The organism is Massilia sp. DWR3-1-1 (assembly GCF_049898325.1).
Classification (GTDB): domain Bacteria; phylum Pseudomonadota; class Gammaproteobacteria; order Burkholderiales; family Burkholderiaceae_D; genus JAFCUW01.
This window is the reverse complement of sequence record NZ_JAFCXL010000002.1, coordinates 350,812-364,554: the sequence shown is the minus strand read 5'-3', so window position 1 is coordinate 364,554 and position 13,743 is coordinate 350,812. Positions and strand designations below refer to the sequence as shown.

General features: G+C 68.7%; 13 protein-coding genes and 1 riboswitch. Of the genes, 7 read left to right on the top strand and 6 right to left on the bottom strand.

Annotated elements, in window-relative coordinates; translation table 11 throughout:
- The first annotated feature begins 27 nt into the window (after window positions 1-27).
- The 3 genes from cphA to ACP7EY_RS03885 all read left to right on the top strand — a co-directional run bounded on the left by cphA (window position 28) and on the right by ACP7EY_RS03885 (window position 3,531).
- Window positions 28-2,598, top strand: a complete 2,571-nt coding sequence (gene cphA, locus ACP7EY_RS03895) for a cyanophycin synthetase (RefSeq protein WP_426190659.1) — start codon at window positions 28-30, stop codon at window positions 2,596-2,598.
- Window positions 2,599-2,684: 86 nt separating this feature from the next.
- The gene (locus ACP7EY_RS03890; RefSeq protein WP_426190657.1) at window positions 2,685-2,870 is read left to right on the top strand and encodes a hypothetical protein; all 186 of its coding nucleotides are present in this window, start codon (window positions 2,685-2,687) and stop codon (window positions 2,868-2,870) included.
- Window positions 2,871-3,021: 151 nt separating this feature from the next.
- Window positions 3,022-3,531: a hypothetical protein gene (locus ACP7EY_RS03885; protein WP_426190655.1), complete on the top strand. Its 510-nt coding sequence runs from the start codon at window positions 3,022-3,024 to the stop codon at window positions 3,529-3,531.
- Between the two features lie 5 nt (window positions 3,532-3,536).
- Here the strand turns inward: ACP7EY_RS03885 and thiE are convergent, their stop codons facing one another.
- The 5 genes from thiE to thiC are packed head-to-tail and all read right to left on the bottom strand — an operon-like array spanning window position 3,537 to window position 8,023.
- The gene (gene thiE, locus ACP7EY_RS03880; protein ID WP_426190756.1) at window positions 3,537-4,205 is read right to left on the bottom strand and encodes a thiamine phosphate synthase; all 669 of its coding nucleotides are present in this window, start codon (window positions 4,203-4,205) and stop codon (window positions 3,537-3,539) included.
- Between the two features lie 8 nt (window positions 4,206-4,213).
- A complete protein-coding gene (thiD, locus tag ACP7EY_RS03875; RefSeq protein ID WP_426190653.1) occupies window positions 4,214-5,047 on the bottom strand; it encodes a bifunctional hydroxymethylpyrimidine kinase/phosphomethylpyrimidine kinase in 834 nt (277 codons plus the stop codon).
- Entirely contained in the window at window positions 5,044-5,838 is a 795-nt protein-coding gene (locus tag ACP7EY_RS03870; RefSeq protein WP_426190651.1) for a thiazole synthase, read from the bottom strand. Before ACP7EY_RS03870 ends, thiD begins: the two co-directional genes overlap by 4 nt.
- A gap of 47 nt (window positions 5,839-5,885) precedes the next feature.
- Entirely contained in the window at window positions 5,886-6,089 is a 204-nt protein-coding gene (gene thiS, locus ACP7EY_RS03865) for a sulfur carrier protein ThiS (RefSeq protein ID WP_426190649.1), read from the bottom strand.
- 8 nt (window positions 6,090-6,097) lie between these two features.
- Window positions 6,098-8,023 carry a phosphomethylpyrimidine synthase ThiC gene (thiC, locus tag ACP7EY_RS03860; protein ID WP_426190647.1) on the bottom strand — a complete coding sequence of 642 codons (1,926 nt, stop codon included), beginning with the start codon at window positions 8,021-8,023 and terminating at the stop codon, window positions 6,098-6,100.
- 67 nt (window positions 8,024-8,090) lie between these two features.
- A riboswitch (TPP riboswitch) is annotated at window positions 8,091-8,197 on the bottom strand.
- Window positions 8,198-8,650: 453 nt separating this feature from the next.
- Between thiC and ACP7EY_RS03855 the strand changes: the two genes are divergently transcribed.
- Window positions 8,651-8,887 carry a KGG domain-containing protein gene (locus tag ACP7EY_RS03855; RefSeq protein WP_426190754.1) on the top strand — a complete coding sequence of 79 codons (237 nt, stop codon included), beginning with the start codon at window positions 8,651-8,653 and terminating at the stop codon, window positions 8,885-8,887.
- Between the two features lie 71 nt (window positions 8,888-8,958).
- Window positions 8,959-9,471, top strand: a complete 513-nt coding sequence (locus ACP7EY_RS03850) for a hemerythrin domain-containing protein (protein ID WP_426190645.1) — start codon at window positions 8,959-8,961, stop codon at window positions 9,469-9,471.
- Window positions 9,472-9,498: 27 nt separating this feature from the next.
- Here the strand turns inward: ACP7EY_RS03850 and ACP7EY_RS03845 are convergent, their stop codons facing one another.
- Window positions 9,499-9,825, bottom strand: a complete 327-nt coding sequence (locus ACP7EY_RS03845; protein WP_426190643.1) for an H-NS family nucleoid-associated regulatory protein — start codon at window positions 9,823-9,825, stop codon at window positions 9,499-9,501.
- 172 nt (window positions 9,826-9,997) lie between these two features.
- Between ACP7EY_RS03845 and mutS the strand changes: the two genes are divergently transcribed.
- Entirely contained in the window at window positions 9,998-12,691 is a 2,694-nt protein-coding gene (gene mutS / locus ACP7EY_RS03840; protein ID WP_426190641.1) for a DNA mismatch repair protein MutS, read from the top strand.
- Window positions 12,691-13,689, top strand: a complete 999-nt coding sequence (locus tag ACP7EY_RS03835) for a hypothetical protein (protein ID WP_426190639.1) — start codon at window positions 12,691-12,693, stop codon at window positions 13,687-13,689. The genes mutS and ACP7EY_RS03835 overlap by 1 nt, the downstream gene beginning before the upstream one ends.
- Window positions 13,690-13,743: the final 54 nt, after the last annotated feature.

The following is a 13,743-nucleotide window of genomic DNA, read 5'->3' as shown; positions in this document are numbered from 1 at the left end:
CTGAACAAAACAACAGGACTACGGTTTATGCAAGTATCACGCGTACGGGCGCTGCGAGGCCCCAACCTCTGGAGCCACCACACCTCGGTCGAGGCAGTGCTGGTCTGTTCGCCCGACGAGGAATGCGTCGGCACCCTGGCCGGCTTCGAAGCGCGCCTGCGGGCCCGCTTCCCTGCCCTGTCGCCGCTGCAGCCGACCGGCCACGACGACCGGGTGCCGATGGCGCACGTGTTCGAACTGGCCGCGCTCGACCTGCAGGCGCAGGCCGGCTGCCCCGTCACCTTCAGCCGCACCACCGCCACCGTCGATGCGGGCGTGTTCCAGGTGGTGGTCGAGTACTCGGAAGAAGCGGTCGGCCGGCTGGCCCTGCAACTGGCCGAGCAGCTCGTCAAGGCCTCGCTCGAGGACACCCCGTTCGACGTCGACGCCGCCCTGAACCAGTTGCGCGAACTCGATGAAGACGTGCGCCTGGGCCCCTCGACGGGCTCGATCGTCGACGCGGCGATCGCCCGCAATATCCCGTTTCGCCGCCTGACCGATGGCAGCCTGGTGGCGTTCGGCTGGGGCAGCAAACAGCGCAAGATCCAGGCCGCGGAAATCGACAGCACCGGCGCCATCGCCGAGTCGATCGCGCAGGACAAGGAACTGACCAAGAAGCTGCTCGACGCGGCCGGCGTGCCGGTGCCACACGGGCGCGTGGCAACCGACGCCGACGACGCCTGGGCGGCGGCGCTGGAAATCGGCCTGCCGGTGGTGATCAAGCCGAAGGATGGCAACCAGGGCAAGGGCGTCACCGTCAACATTACGACCAGGCAGCAGATGACGGCCGGCTTCATCGCCGCCGCCGAATTCCGCGACGATATCCTGGTCGAGCGCTACCTGCCCGGTAACGATTTCCGCCTGCTGGTGGTGGGCGACAAGCTGATCGCCGCCGCCCGCCGCGACCCACCCCAGGTGATCGGCGACGGCGTCGCCAGCGTGCGCGAACTGGTCGACAAGGTCAACCTCGATCCGCGCCGCGGCAATGGCCATTCGACCTCGCTGACCAAGATCCGCTTCGACGACATCGCCCTGGCCAGCCTGTCGGCCCAGGGTTACCAGGCCGACTCGGTGCCGCCGCGCGGCCAGCGCGTCATCTTGCGCAACAACGCCAACCTGTCGACGGGCGGCGCCGCCACCGACGTCACCGACGACGTCCACCCGGAAGTGGCGGCGCGCGCCGTCGCCGCCGCCCACATGGTGGGGCTCGACATCTGCGGCGTCGACCTGGTGTGCGACAGCGTGTTGAAACCCATTGAAGAGCAAGGCGGCGGCGTGGTGGAAGTCAATGCCGCGCCGGGCCTGCGGATGCACCTGTCGCCTTCGTTCGGCAAGGGCCGCGCGGTCGGCGAAGCGATCATCGGCGCCATGTTCGCCGAGGGCGAGGATGGCCGCATTCCCGTCATCGCCGTCACCGGCACCAACGGCAAGACCACCACCGTGCGCCTGATCGCCCACCTGCTGAGCGCTTCCGGGCTGCGCACGGGGATGACCAATACCGACGGCGTGTATGTCGAAGGACGCGCCATCGACCGCGGCGACTGCAGCGGCCCGCGCAGCGCGCGCAACGTGCTGATGCACCCCGATGTCGACGCCGCCGTGTTCGAGACGGCGCGCGGCGGCCTGCTGCGCGAGGGCCTCGCCTTCGACCGCTGCCAGGTGGCGGTGGTGACCAATATCGGCTCGGGCGACCACCTGGGCCTGAACTACATCACCACGCTGGAAGACCTGGCGGTGCTCAAGCGGGTGATCGTGCAAAACGTGATGGCGGGCGGCATGGCCGTGCTCAACGCGGCCGATCCCATCGTCGTCAGCATGGCCGGCAACTGCCGCGGCGACGTCACCTTCTTCGCCAACGACGGCCAGCATCCGGTGCTGTCGATGCACCGCGCCAAGGGGCGCCGCGTGGTCTACATCGACAACGGTCACCTGGTGGCCGAACAGGGCAAGACGGTGCACAAGGTGGCGCTGGCGAACGTGCCGCTCACGCGCGGCGGGGTGATCGGCTTCCAGGTCGAGAACGTGATGGCGTCGGTGGCTGCCGCCTGGGCCATCGACGTCTCGTGGGATGCCATCCGCGCCGGCCTGCTCACCTTCGCCGGCGAGAGCGACAACGCGCCGGGGCGTTTCAACGTGTTCAGCTATCGGGGCGCCACCGTGATCGCCGACTACGGCCACAATCCGGACGCCATCCTGGCGCTGGTCGGCGCGGTCGACGCCATGCCAGCCAAGCGCCGCTCGGTGGTCATCTCCGGCGCCGGCGACCGCCGCGACGAGGACATCGTCGGCCAGACCGCCATTCTCGGCGCCGCCTTCGACGACGTGCTGCTCTACCAGGACCAGTGCCAGCGCGGCCGCGCCGACGGCGAAGTGGTGGCGCTGTTGCGCCAGGGCCTGCAGGGCGCCGTGCGCACCAGCCATATCGAGGAAATCAACGGCGAATTCGTCGCCATCGACCGCGCGCTGGCACGCTTGGGCGAAGGCGACCTGTGCCTCATCCTGATCGACCAGGTCGACGAAGCGCTGGCCCATATCGCCGCACGGGTGGCCGCGCTCTGAGTGCTATCTTGATGCTTGGGCTTGCTCAGTACCGGGCCCGGGCGTTCTTTTAAGCTGGACCCCTGACTGTTTACCAGGAGACCAGCATGGCCCAGCGCATCGATAACGACCTCAAGCAGGTGGCCGGGCCCACGCCCGCCCCGGCACAAGCGGCGCGCGCGCCGCGGGACCGGCGCGCCGCCGGCGCCCGTACGGGTGCGCTGGTGGCACGGCGCCGCCGCCGCGACGACGCCTTCACCGCAGTGCAACGCCCAACGCTGAGCTGGCCCTGAGCGAAGGCGGGCACGGGTATTACGGAACGCCCGGCTTTCCTTCGACCAATCCGCGTGCCCAGACGCATTTCTGCGGGCGACATTGCGTGCGGCAAAATATTCGCCAGTGGCGCACCATGGACACTCCTACCGCACTACGGGAGTCGTCATCATGAACCCGATCATCGATCCAGCGCGCGCCGATCCGGCGCGCTTTATGAAAGCGGCGGCCCGGCTCGAGCAGCCGTTAGGCGCCCTGGCCGAAACGATGCAGGAAGTCGAGCGCATCGCCACCCAGATCGGCCATTCCACCTATATGCACCAGGTGGTGGCCGAGCGCGCCCGCCACCATCGCCTGCGCACCCTGACCCAACCGTCCGCGGTGCTGGCCGATTCGCTGGCCACCCCCGGCTGCGTGCACGAGATGCTGCAACTGCTGGCGCCCTCGCTGGTGTTCCCGGCGGCGACGCCGATGCAGGTCGATTTCAGCGGCGAAGCGCTGCACCGCACGCGCCGGCTGGCCGAACTGCACAAGGAAAACCTGCGCAAAATGATCGCCATGGAAGCGCGCCGCCTGCAGCTCGACAGCGAACCGGCCGACGAGGGCAAGTGCAGCGTCAGCGCCGACGAGCCGTCGCTGGCTTCGCAGCTCGACGAGATGGCGCCCAGGCGCGAGACCTGAGCCACTCAGGTGGCGCCGGTGCGGCTGTCAACGCGGCGGTCAACGCGGCGGTCAAACAAGGCGCCGAAGCCGCGCACCGCCGCCGCGATGTCGGGCGCGCCATACACGCTCGAAATGGCCGCCACCATGTCGGCGCCGCGCCCGACCAGCGGCGCCGCGTTCGCCGCCGTCATGCCGCCGATGACCACCAGCGGCAGCGCGATGCGGGCCTTCGACCAGTCGACGATGTCGGCCTGCGTGCTCACCGCGTATTGCTTCACGCGCGAGGGATAAAAGCCGCCATAGGCGACATAGCTGGCGCCGTCGGCGGCCGCGCCAGCGGCCAGCGCCCGCTCGCCGTAGCAGGACGCGCCGACGATCGCCGCCGCGCCCAGCTGCGCCCGTGCCGCGGCCACGCCGGCGTCGGTGCCGCCCACGTGGACGCCATCGGCGCCCAGTTCCAGGCACAGGGCCAGGTGGTCGTTGATGACCAGCGGCGTGTCGTAGCGCCGGCACAAAGCCAGCAGTTCGCCCGCCTGCCGGCGCCGCAGCGCCGCGCTGGCGCCCTTGTGGCGGTACTGCAGCATGGCCACGCCGGCGGCCAGCGCTTGCTCGCTGCACGCGAGCAGCCGGTCCGTGTCGTCCCAGTCGGGTGTGACCAGGTACAGGCCGGTCCTGTTGTTCATGGCGTTCATGGCGTTCATCATAAAAACGGCTCCTCGTGGGGCAAGCGCGACAGCCGCTGGCAGCGCGCCGGAATGCGCTGTCCGCAGGCGATCGAAAACGCCTCGGCCAACGCTTCGTGGGTGTAGCGCTGGGCCGTGTCGAGCGCCGCGCCGACGGCGTCGCCGCAGGCCAGGCGGGCGGCAATTGCCGCCGCCAGCGTGCAGCCGCTGCCATGAAAGGCGCCCGCCAGCCGCGGCCAGCGCCAGCTGCGCGCGCTGGCGGGGCCGAACCAGCGATTGATCACCAGGTTGCGCTCGTCGCCGCTGGCGCCATGCCCGCCGGTGATCAGCACGTCGCCGCGGCAGCGCCGCCGCAAGGCCGCCCCTTGCGCCTCGACGCCGCCGGCGACGCCGGCCAGCGCCGCCGCCTCCGGCAGGTTCGGCGTGATCAGGCTCGCCAGCGGCAGCAGCAGTTCCAGCGCCGCCAGTGGCGACAGGTCGTCGCCGTGGCCGCTCACCAGCACCGGGTCGAGCACCACCGGCAGCCCCGGGTGGCGCTGGCGCAGCAGCGTGATCACGCGGACAATCGCGGCGGCGTTGGCGACGCTGCCGGGGATGCCCAGCTTGACCGCGTGCACCTGCATCTTGCGCACCAGCGCCATCGCCTGCGCCTCGACCAGCGCGGCGTCCAGCGCCGTCACCGCAAACACATGGTCGTTGTCCTGCACCGTGATGGCGGTGGCCACCGGCAGCGCGTGGGCGCCCAGCGCGGCGATGGCCAGCAGGTCGGCGCCCAGGCCGGCGCCGCCGCTGGGATCGAGCCCGGCGAACACCAGCACCGTCGGCCGGGTCAGATTGGGCATGGTGCTCATGCGGGACGCCCGGCCATGGGCGAGGACGGCGCGGCGGCGAACTTGCGCGGCATGCGCCCGGCCAGGCGCGCTTCGCGGCCCGCCTGCACCGCCAGTTTCATTGCCCGCGCCATGCGCAGCGGATCGCCCGCGCCGGCGATCGCCGTGTTCATCAGCACGCCGTCGCAGCCCAGTTCCATGGCGATGGCCGCGTCCGAGGCCGTGCCGACGCCCGCGTCGACCAGCACCGGCACCGTCGCCTGCTCGATGATCAGGGACAGGTTCCAGGGGTTGACGATGCCCATGCCGGAACCGATCAGCGAGGCCAGCGGCATCACCGCCACGCAGCCGATGCTCTCGAGCAGCCGGGCCTGGATCGGGTCGTCGCTGCAGTAGACCATCACGTCGAAGCCGTCGCGCACCAGGATTTCGGCCGCTTTCAGGGTTTCCGGCATGTGCGGGAACAGGGTCTTTTCGTCGCCCAGCACCTCGAGCTTGACCAGCTTGCGACCGTCGAGCAGTTCGCGCGCCAGTTGCAGCGTATAGACCGCATCGGCCGCCGTGTAGCAGCCGGCGGTATTGGGCAGGATCGTGAACTGCGACGGCGGCAGCACGTCGAGCAGGTTGGGCGCCGTGGGGTCCTGGCCGATATTGACGCGGCGGATCGCCACGGTGATGATGTCGGCGCCGGCGGCGAGGGTCGCCGCGCGCGTTTGCGCCAGGTCGCGGTACTTGCCGCTGCCGACCAGCAGGCGCGATTGATAGGTGACGCCGGCGATGGTCAGGCCGTCGTCGTGGGTAGTTGCTTGCATGAGGGCTTTCCTTGAATGGGGTTCACAGGGGAGATCGATGCGGCCGTTCAGCCGCCGCCGATGGCGCGCACCACCTCGACGCGGTCGCCGTCGGCGATGGTCCGCGCCGGCCAGTCGGCGCGCCGCACCACGCTGCGGTTGACCGCCAGCGCCAGCGCCTGGCCGCGCAGCGCCAGCGACTCGACCAGGTCGAGCAGGGTGCTGCCGGCGGCCAGCTGGCAGGGCGCGCCGTTGAGGGAAAATTCGCACATGGCCGCCCCTATACCTTCTGGTACAGTTCGGCGCCGCGCTGGACGAATTCGACCGCCTTGACCTGCATCCCCTGCGCCACCGCGCCCCCCGCCGACAGGCCCAGGGTGGCGGCGTACTGGCGTACCTCCTGGGTGATCTTCATCGAGCAGAAATGCGGCCCGCACATGGAGCAGAAATGGGCCACCTTGGCCGATTCCTTCGGCAGCGTTTCGTCGTGAAACAGGCGCGCCTTGTCGGGATCGAGGCCCAGGTTGAACTGGTCGTCCCAGCGAAATTCGAAGCGCGCCTTCGACAGGGCGTTGTCGCGGATCTGGGCGCCCGGGTGGCCCTTGGCCAGGTCGGCCGCGTGGGCAGCGATTTTATAGGTGATGATGGCGTCCTTGACGTCGTCCTTGTCGGGCAGCCCAAGGTGTTCCTTGGGGGTGACGTAGCACAGCATGGCGGTGCCGTACCAGCCGATGGTGGCCGCGCCGATGCCCGAGGTGATGTGGTCGTAGCCGGGCGCGATGTCGGTCGTGAGGGGCCCCAGCGTGTAGAACGGCGCCTCTATGCACTGATCGAGCTGCAGGTCCATGTTCTCGCGGATCAGGTGCAGCGGCACGTGGCCGGGGCCTTCGATCATCACCTGCACGTCGTGCTTCCACGCCACCTGGGTCAGCTCGCCCAGGGTCTTCAGTTCGGCCAGCTGGGCTTCGTCGTTGGCGTCGTAGATCGAGCCGGGGCGCAAGCCGTCGCCCAGGCTGAAGGCGACGTCGTAGGCCTTCATGATCTGGCAGATGTCCTCGAAATGGGTGTACAGGAAGGACTCACGATGATGCGCCAGGCACCACTTGGCCATGATCGAGCCGCCGCGCGAAACGATGCCGGTCAGGCGACTGGCCGTCATCGGCACGTAGCGCAGCAGCACGCCGGCGTGGATGGTGAAATAGTCGACGCCCTGCTCGGCCTGTTCGATCAGGGTGTCGCGGTAAATCTCCCAGGTGAGGTCTTCGGCCTTGCCGTTGACCTTTTCCAGCGCCTGGTAGAGCGGCACGGTGCCGATCGGCACCGGGCTGTTGCGGATCACCCATTCGCGCGTTTCGTGAATGTGCTTACCGGTCGACAGGTCCATCACGTTGTCGCCGCCCCAGCGGATCGCCCAGGTCATCTTTTCCACCTCTTCGCCGATCGACGAGCTCACCGCCGAATTGCCGATGTTGGCGTTGATCTTGACGAGGAAATTGCGACCGATGATCATCGGCTCGACTTCCGGATGGTTGATGTTGGCGGGGATGATGGCGCGCCCGCGCGCCACCTCGGCGCGCACGAATTCGGGCGTGATCTCGGCCGGGGTGGCGGCGCCGAAGGACTGGCCGGGATGCTGGCGCCCCATCACTGCGGCCAGCCGGTAGCCCATCGGGCCGGACGCTTCGAGTTCGGCCAGGTACTCCTTGCGGCGCAGGTTTTCGCGGATGGCGACGAACTCCATCTCCGGCGTGATGATGCCGCGCCGGGCGTAGTGCAGCTGGGTGACGTTGGCGCCGTCGCGGGCGCGGCGCGGCTTGCGCTGCAAATCAAAGCGCATGGCGGCGGTGGCGGGATCGACCGCGCGCTCGGCGCCGAAGCGGGAACTGGGCCCTGGCAGCTCGACCGTGTCGTCGCGCTCGACGATCCACGGCGTGCGCGGGCAGGCCAGGCCAGAACGGATATCGATGCGAACGTCGGGGTCGGTGTAGGGCCCGGAGGTGTCGTAGACATACACGGGCGGGTTCGCTTCGCCGCCGAAGGCGTCGCCGGTGGCCGCCTGGGCGATGGCGCGCATGGGCACGCGGATGTCGGCGCGGCTGCCTTGCACGTAGATTTTGCGCGAGTTCGGCAGCGGCGCGATGGCGGCGTCGTCGACGACGGCGGTGGACGATAAAAACGGCGCCTTGGCGCGAGATGTGACGGTCATGTGGTTGGCTCCTTTGGGTGGCTCGAAATAAGGAGCCAGCAAAGGAGGGCGCGATGGCGGCGCACGGCCCCCGATCACGTTGCTTCCCTTCGCTGGCATTATCCAGATCAGGTTCAGAGGGTGTTTCTCACCCGCGCCACGCTTTCGCGTATTGCAGGACCCCTAGCGTTTGCCGCTTGCGCGGCAGCGTCGATTCTAAGCCCAATCGAAAGCAGGCCACAAGCCTTGCTGCGAAATAGTTTTTGCCGGCCCCGCCCGGCGCGTGGGCGCCTCCCCTCCTTTTCCTCGAACAATGGCCCCCACAAAATGTTCTTTTTCGGCGAGGGCCCCTCCTACACGACGCTCAAAAAGCTTCCTACATGGACGGGCAGCGCCCGGCCCTACGATGAACTCCCTTCACAGGAAGCGCCCGCGGCAATGCGGGTGACATTGATCCAATCACAACGGGAGATCGACATGGCAACGAACAAGGACAGTGGCAGCAAATCGGGCAGCGACGATAAATCGGCGGACAAGCAGGGGACGCAAGGCAAGCAGGCCAACCAGGGCAATCAAGGCAGCCAGGGTGGTCAAAGCGATCAGGGCAGCCGCCAGAGTGGCGACACCAGCAACCGCGGCTTCGCCTCGATGGACCCGGACAAGCAGCGTGAAATTGCCGCCGAGGGCGGTCGGGCCGCGCACGCTTCAGGCCACGCCCACGAATTCACCTCCGAAGAGGCGCGCAAGGCAGGCTCGATGAGCCACAAGAACGACGGCAATGAGCAGAGCGGCAGCGGCGGCAGCGCTGGTAGCGGCGGCTCGGGCAGCGGCGGCGGCAAAGCGTCGGGCGACAGCGGTGGCACGGGCGGGTCGCGTTCCAAATAAACCCGCCACCCCGGGCCAGGCGCAGCGTGCGCCTGGCTCTTTTTTGATTCATATCTACAAGGAGTCGCACCATGGCAGGCACCTCGAAATCGACCAGCACCAGTAGCAGCCCCGTTACTGGCGCTGCCGCGTCCATCGACGCCATTGATTTGTTGACACAAGACCACGAAGAAGTCCGTGGCATGTTTGACACCTACGACGCGCTCAGCGATCGTTCCATCGCCAGCAAGCGCCGCCTGGCGCTGGAGATCTGCCTGGCCCTGACCAAGCACGCCACCGCCGAGGAAGAGATTTTTTACCCGGCCGTGCGCGCCGCCGTCGAAGACGCCGGGGACCTGGTCGACGAAGCGCAGGTCGAACACGCCTCGGCCAAGGACCTCATTGCGCAAATCGTCGGCATGGATCCGCAGGACGACCTGTACGACGCCAAGCTGAAGGTACTGGCCGAGCAGATCGAACATCACGTCGACGAAGAGGAAGGCGAGATGTTTCCGCAAGCGCGCAAGGCGGGGCTCGATCTGGCGGCGCTGGGCCAGGCCATCGTCGCCCGCAAGCAGGAAGTGGCGCTACCGCGGGCCCAATGAGGCGCCGCCGGGCTGGCTGACGCAGTTTTAGCCGCGCAGGCTCTCGAGCCGCACCCCGGCCGCCAGCGCCGCCTTCAGCCAGGCCGGCCGCGGTCCCGCGCCGCCCCAGCGGTTGGCGGGATTGGCCGGATCCTCGTAGTGCGCGGCGGCGCGGCGCGCGCCGCCGCTGACGCCCTTGCCACCGTTGAGTATCATCGCCAGCGGCATGCCGAGGCGGTGCGCCACCGCGTAAATCTGTTCGATTGCGTCGAGGCGCCGGCGCGATTCGACGCGGGCGGCGTCCTTCGCCAGCGCTTGCGTGACCGCCGCGTCGAGCGCGTGCAATTGGTCCATGGACAGGATTGACAGCTTCATTGCGACCTTCGGTTCGATGATGAACCACCATTCTAACCAAAGGCGCCGTGTCTGGTGCGCGCTGGCGCGGTGGCGCCGCGCCCTGTCGCGCTGAAAGTGGACGGCACCCTCGCCCATCCACGGTAAAATGCCGGGATCAGCCGCGTGGCTGCGCATTCCCACATACTCATCGATGACCACCGCTCCCACCGAAATCAACCAGGCCGCCGCCAAGCTGGGCGCCGCCGAAAAAGTCACGCCCATGATGGCCCAATACCAGCGCCTCAAAGCGGACTATCCGACCATGTTGCTGTTTTATCGCATGGGCGATTTCTACGAGCTGTTTCACGACGACGCTGAAAAAGCCGCGCGCATTCTCGGCATCACGCTCACCAGCCGCGGCAACTCGAACGGCGCGCCCATCCGCATGTGCGGGGTGCCCTTCCACGCGCTCGATCCCTACCTGGCCAAGCTGGTCAAGCTCGGTGAGTCGTGCGCCATCTGCGAACAGATCGGCGACCCCGCCACCAGCAAGGGTCCGGTCGAGCGCAAGGTGGTGCGGGTGGTCACGCCCGGCACCCTGACCGATACCGACCTGCTGCCGGAGAAGGCCGAACGGCCCTTGCTGGCGGTGTGCGTGATCAGCCAGCGCAAAGTGGCCACCACCGGCCTGGCCTGGCTGTCGCTGGCCTCGGGCGTGCTCAAATTGATGGAGTTTTCCGGCGACGCCCGCACCGTCGGCGCGCGCTTGCAGCAGGAACTCGAACGCATCGTGCCGGCCGAAATCCTGTACGGCGACGGCGCCGACCTGTTTGACGACGGCGCGTTTTCCGGCCACACGCAAACCGTCCCCGCCTGGCATTTCGACGTCGTCGGCGGCCACCGCGCCCTGCTCGAACAGCTCAATGTCGCCACCCTCACCGGCTTCGGCGCCGATGGCATGGGCGCCGCCTTCGGCGCCGCCGGCGCCTTGCTGCGCTACGCGCAAGCGACCCAGGGGCGCGGCCTGCAGCACGTGAAAAGCCTCACGCGCGAGACCGAACACGAATTCATCGGCCTCGACGCCGCCACCCGCCGCAACCTCGAGCTGACCGAGACCATCCGCGGCCAGGAAGCGCCCACCCTGTTTTCCCTGCTCGACCACTGCCGCACGGCGATGGGTTCGCGCATGCTGCGCCACTGGCTGCACCACGCGCGGCGCGACCAGGCGGTGGCGCGTGCGCGCCACCAGGCGATCGCGGCGCTGGCCGCGAGCGACACCAGCGCGGCGCTCGCCAGCACGCTGGCCAAGGTGCCCGACATCGAACGCATCACCACCCGCGTGGCCCTGCTCAGCGCCCGCCCGCGCGACCTGGCCAGCCTGCGCGACGGCCTGCGCCAGCTGCCCGCGCTGCGCCAGCACGTCGAACACAGTTTTGTCGCCGGCACGCCCGACCTGCTGTGCACCATCCACGCGGCGCTGGCCACCCCCACCGCCTGTCTCGACCTGCTCACGCGCGCGGTGGCCGAAGAGCCGGCGGCGATGGTGCGCGACGGCGGCGTCTTTGCGCCCGGCTTCGACGCCGAACTCGATGAACTGCGCGGCCTGTCCGACAACGCCGGCGCCTATCTGGTCGACCTGGAAACGCGCGAGCGCGCCCGCACCGGCATCGCCAACCTGCGCGTCGAATACAACCGCGTGCACGGCTTTTATATCGAGGTCACGCACGGCCAGACCGACAAGGTGCCCGACGATTACCGCCGGCGTCAGACCCTGAAAAACGCCGAGCGCTACATCACCCCCGAACTCAAGCTGTTCGAGGACAAGGCCCTGTCGGCGCAGGACAAGGCGCTGGTGCGCGAAAAGGCCCTGTACGAGCTGCTGCTGGCCGACCTGGCGCCCCACATCACCCTCCTGCAGCACATCGCCGGGGCGCTGGCGCAGCTCGACACCCTCACCGCCCTGACCGCCCACGCGCTCGAGCGCAACTGGTGCGCGCCCCAGCTGGTGGCCGAGCCCTGCCTGGACATCCGCGAGGGCCGCCACCCCGTCGTCGAAGCGCAGATCGAACGCTTCATCGCCAACGACTGCGGCTTTTCCGACGAGCGCCGCCTGCTGCTCATCACCGGCCCCAACATGGGCGGTAAATCGACCTACATGCGCCAGGTCGCCCTGATCACCCTGCTCGCCTACGTCGGCAGCTACGTGCCGGCGGTGGCCGCCACCATTGGCCCCATCGACCGCATCTTTACCCGCATCGGCGCCACCGACGACCTGGCCGGCGGGCGCTCGACCTTCATGGTGGAGATGACGGAATCGGCCGCCATCCTCAACGGCGCCACCGCCAGCTCGCTGGTGCTGATGGACGAAGTGGGGCGCGGCACCTCGACCTTCGACGGCCTGGCGCTGGCGTGGGCGATCGCCCGCCACCTGATCGACGTCAGCCGCAGTTTCACCCTGTTCGCCACCCATTATTTTGAATTGACCCAGCTGCCCGAAAGCCATCCCAGCGCCGCCAATGTGCACCTGTCGGCGGTCGAGCACAAGGACAGCATCGTATTCCTGCACGCGGTGCAGGCCGGGCCGGCGTCGCAAAGCTACGGCCTGCAGGTGGCGCAGCTGGCCGGGGTGCCGCCCGCCGTCATCAAGGCCGCCCGCAAGCACCTGGCGCGGCTCGAATCGCAGGCGCTCGACAGCACCGCCCAGCTCGACCTGTTCGCCCTGCCCTGCGTCGAGCCGGACGCCGCCGACGACGCCATCGGCCATGACGGCGACGACGACAATGACGACGCCGACCGGGCCGGCCACCAGGCCCTGCGCGCCGCGCTCGACGCGCTCGACCCGGACGCCATGAGCCCGCGCGAGGCGCTCGAGCAGTTGTACCAGTTAAAGCGCCTGGCCGCCTGATGCGCCGCCTCGCGCTCGGTGCGGCGACGGCGCTGGCGGTGCTGGCGGTGGCAGTGCCGGCGATGGCGACGGCCCAGGGCGCGCCCCGCAAGGCGGCCAGCGCCGCCAAGGTCGATCCCGCGCGCCACCAGTTCGGCATCATCGGCCACAGCTTTCATGCCGATGAATCGGCCGGCGGCGGCGAAGCGCGCCTGAAGCAGGCGCTGGCCGACGAAAGCGAGGCGGCGCTGGCGTTTGTCGTCGTCACCGGCATCAAGGGCGTCAACGAGCCCTGCAGCGATCGCCTGTATGCGCGGCGACGCGAGCTGCTCGATGACGCCAGGCGCCCCGTAATCGTGCTGCCCTCAAGCACCGACTGGAGCGAATGCAAGAACTCGGCCGGCCGCTCGGTGGCCATCGATCGCCTGAACCGCCTGCGCGAACTGTTTTTCGGCGAGCCGCTGTCGCTGGGCGTGCGCAAGCTGCCCGTGACGCGCCTGTCGAGCAGTGCCAAGTTTCGCAGCTACGCTGAAAATGCCCACTGGCAGGTGGGCGACGTGCTGTACGCCACCGTCAATCTGCCCGCCAACAACAACCACTTCCGCCCCGAGGCGGGCCGCAACAGCGAGTTCGAGGACCGCCTGGTGGCCAACCGCTTCTGGCTCAACCGCCTGTTCGCCATGGCCAAGCGGGAAAAGCTGCAAGCGGTGGTGCTGTTTTCGGAAGGCGACGTCAAGGCGCTGGCGCAGCGCACGGGGCTGCGCGCCCTGCTCGACCGGGCCAGCAGCAAGGCCGACGGCTTCGACGTGCCGCGCCGGCAAATCGCCACGCTGGCGGCCAAGTACGAGGGCAAGGTGCTGCTGGTCGATACCGACCTGGCCGCGCCGAAGGCGGTGCCCGCCATCGAGTGGCGCGGCAACCTGGGCCACCTGAGCCTGGGGGCGCAGGCGGTCGAGGTGACGGTGGCCCCGGGGACGGCGCGCCTGTTCACCCTGCAGGGGGCGGCGGACGAGAAATAGTGCCCGCAGGGCTGAAAAAAAGGGGGCGAACACCTGGTGTCCGCCCCCTTTTTC

Excerpts from the sequence above, each read along its gene's own strand:
- thiC (WP_426190647.1), bottom strand. The coding sequence starts at position 8,023 with ATGACCGTCACATCTCGCGCCAAGGCGCCGTTTTTATCGTCCACCGCC.
- ACP7EY_RS03855 (WP_426190754.1), top strand. The coding sequence starts at position 8,651 with ATGGACCCGGACAAGCAGCGTGAAATTGCCGCCGAGGGCGGTCGGGCC.
- ACP7EY_RS03845 (WP_426190643.1), bottom strand. The coding sequence starts at position 9,825 with ATGAAGCTGTCAATCCTGTCCATGGACCAATTGCACGCGCTCGACGCG.
- mutS (WP_426190641.1), top strand. The coding sequence starts at position 9,998 with ATGACCACCGCTCCCACCGAAATCAACCAGGCCGCCGCCAAGCTGGGC.
- ACP7EY_RS03835 (WP_426190639.1), top strand. The coding sequence starts at position 12,691 with ATGCGCCGCCTCGCGCTCGGTGCGGCGACGGCGCTGGCGGTGCTGGCG.
- ACP7EY_RS03890 (WP_426190657.1), top strand. The coding sequence starts at position 2,685 with ATGGCCCAGCGCATCGATAACGACCTCAAGCAGGTGGCCGGGCCCACG.
- thiS (WP_426190649.1), bottom strand. The coding sequence starts at position 6,089 with ATGTGCGAATTTTCCCTCAACGGCGCGCCCTGCCAGCTGGCCGCCGGC.
- thiE (WP_426190756.1), bottom strand. The coding sequence starts at position 4,205 with ATGAACGCCATGAACAACAGGACCGGCCTGTACCTGGTCACACCCGAC.
- ACP7EY_RS03850 (WP_426190645.1), top strand. The coding sequence starts at position 8,959 with ATGGCAGGCACCTCGAAATCGACCAGCACCAGTAGCAGCCCCGTTACT.
- thiD (WP_426190653.1), bottom strand. The coding sequence starts at position 5,047 with ATGAGCACCATGCCCAATCTGACCCGGCCGACGGTGCTGGTGTTCGCC.
- ACP7EY_RS03870 (WP_426190651.1), bottom strand. The coding sequence starts at position 5,838 with ATGCAAGCAACTACCCACGACGACGGCCTGACCATCGCCGGCGTCACC.
- ACP7EY_RS03885 (WP_426190655.1), top strand. The coding sequence starts at position 3,022 with ATGAACCCGATCATCGATCCAGCGCGCGCCGATCCGGCGCGCTTTATG.
- cphA (WP_426190659.1), top strand. The coding sequence starts at position 28 with ATGCAAGTATCACGCGTACGGGCGCTGCGAGGCCCCAACCTCTGGAGC.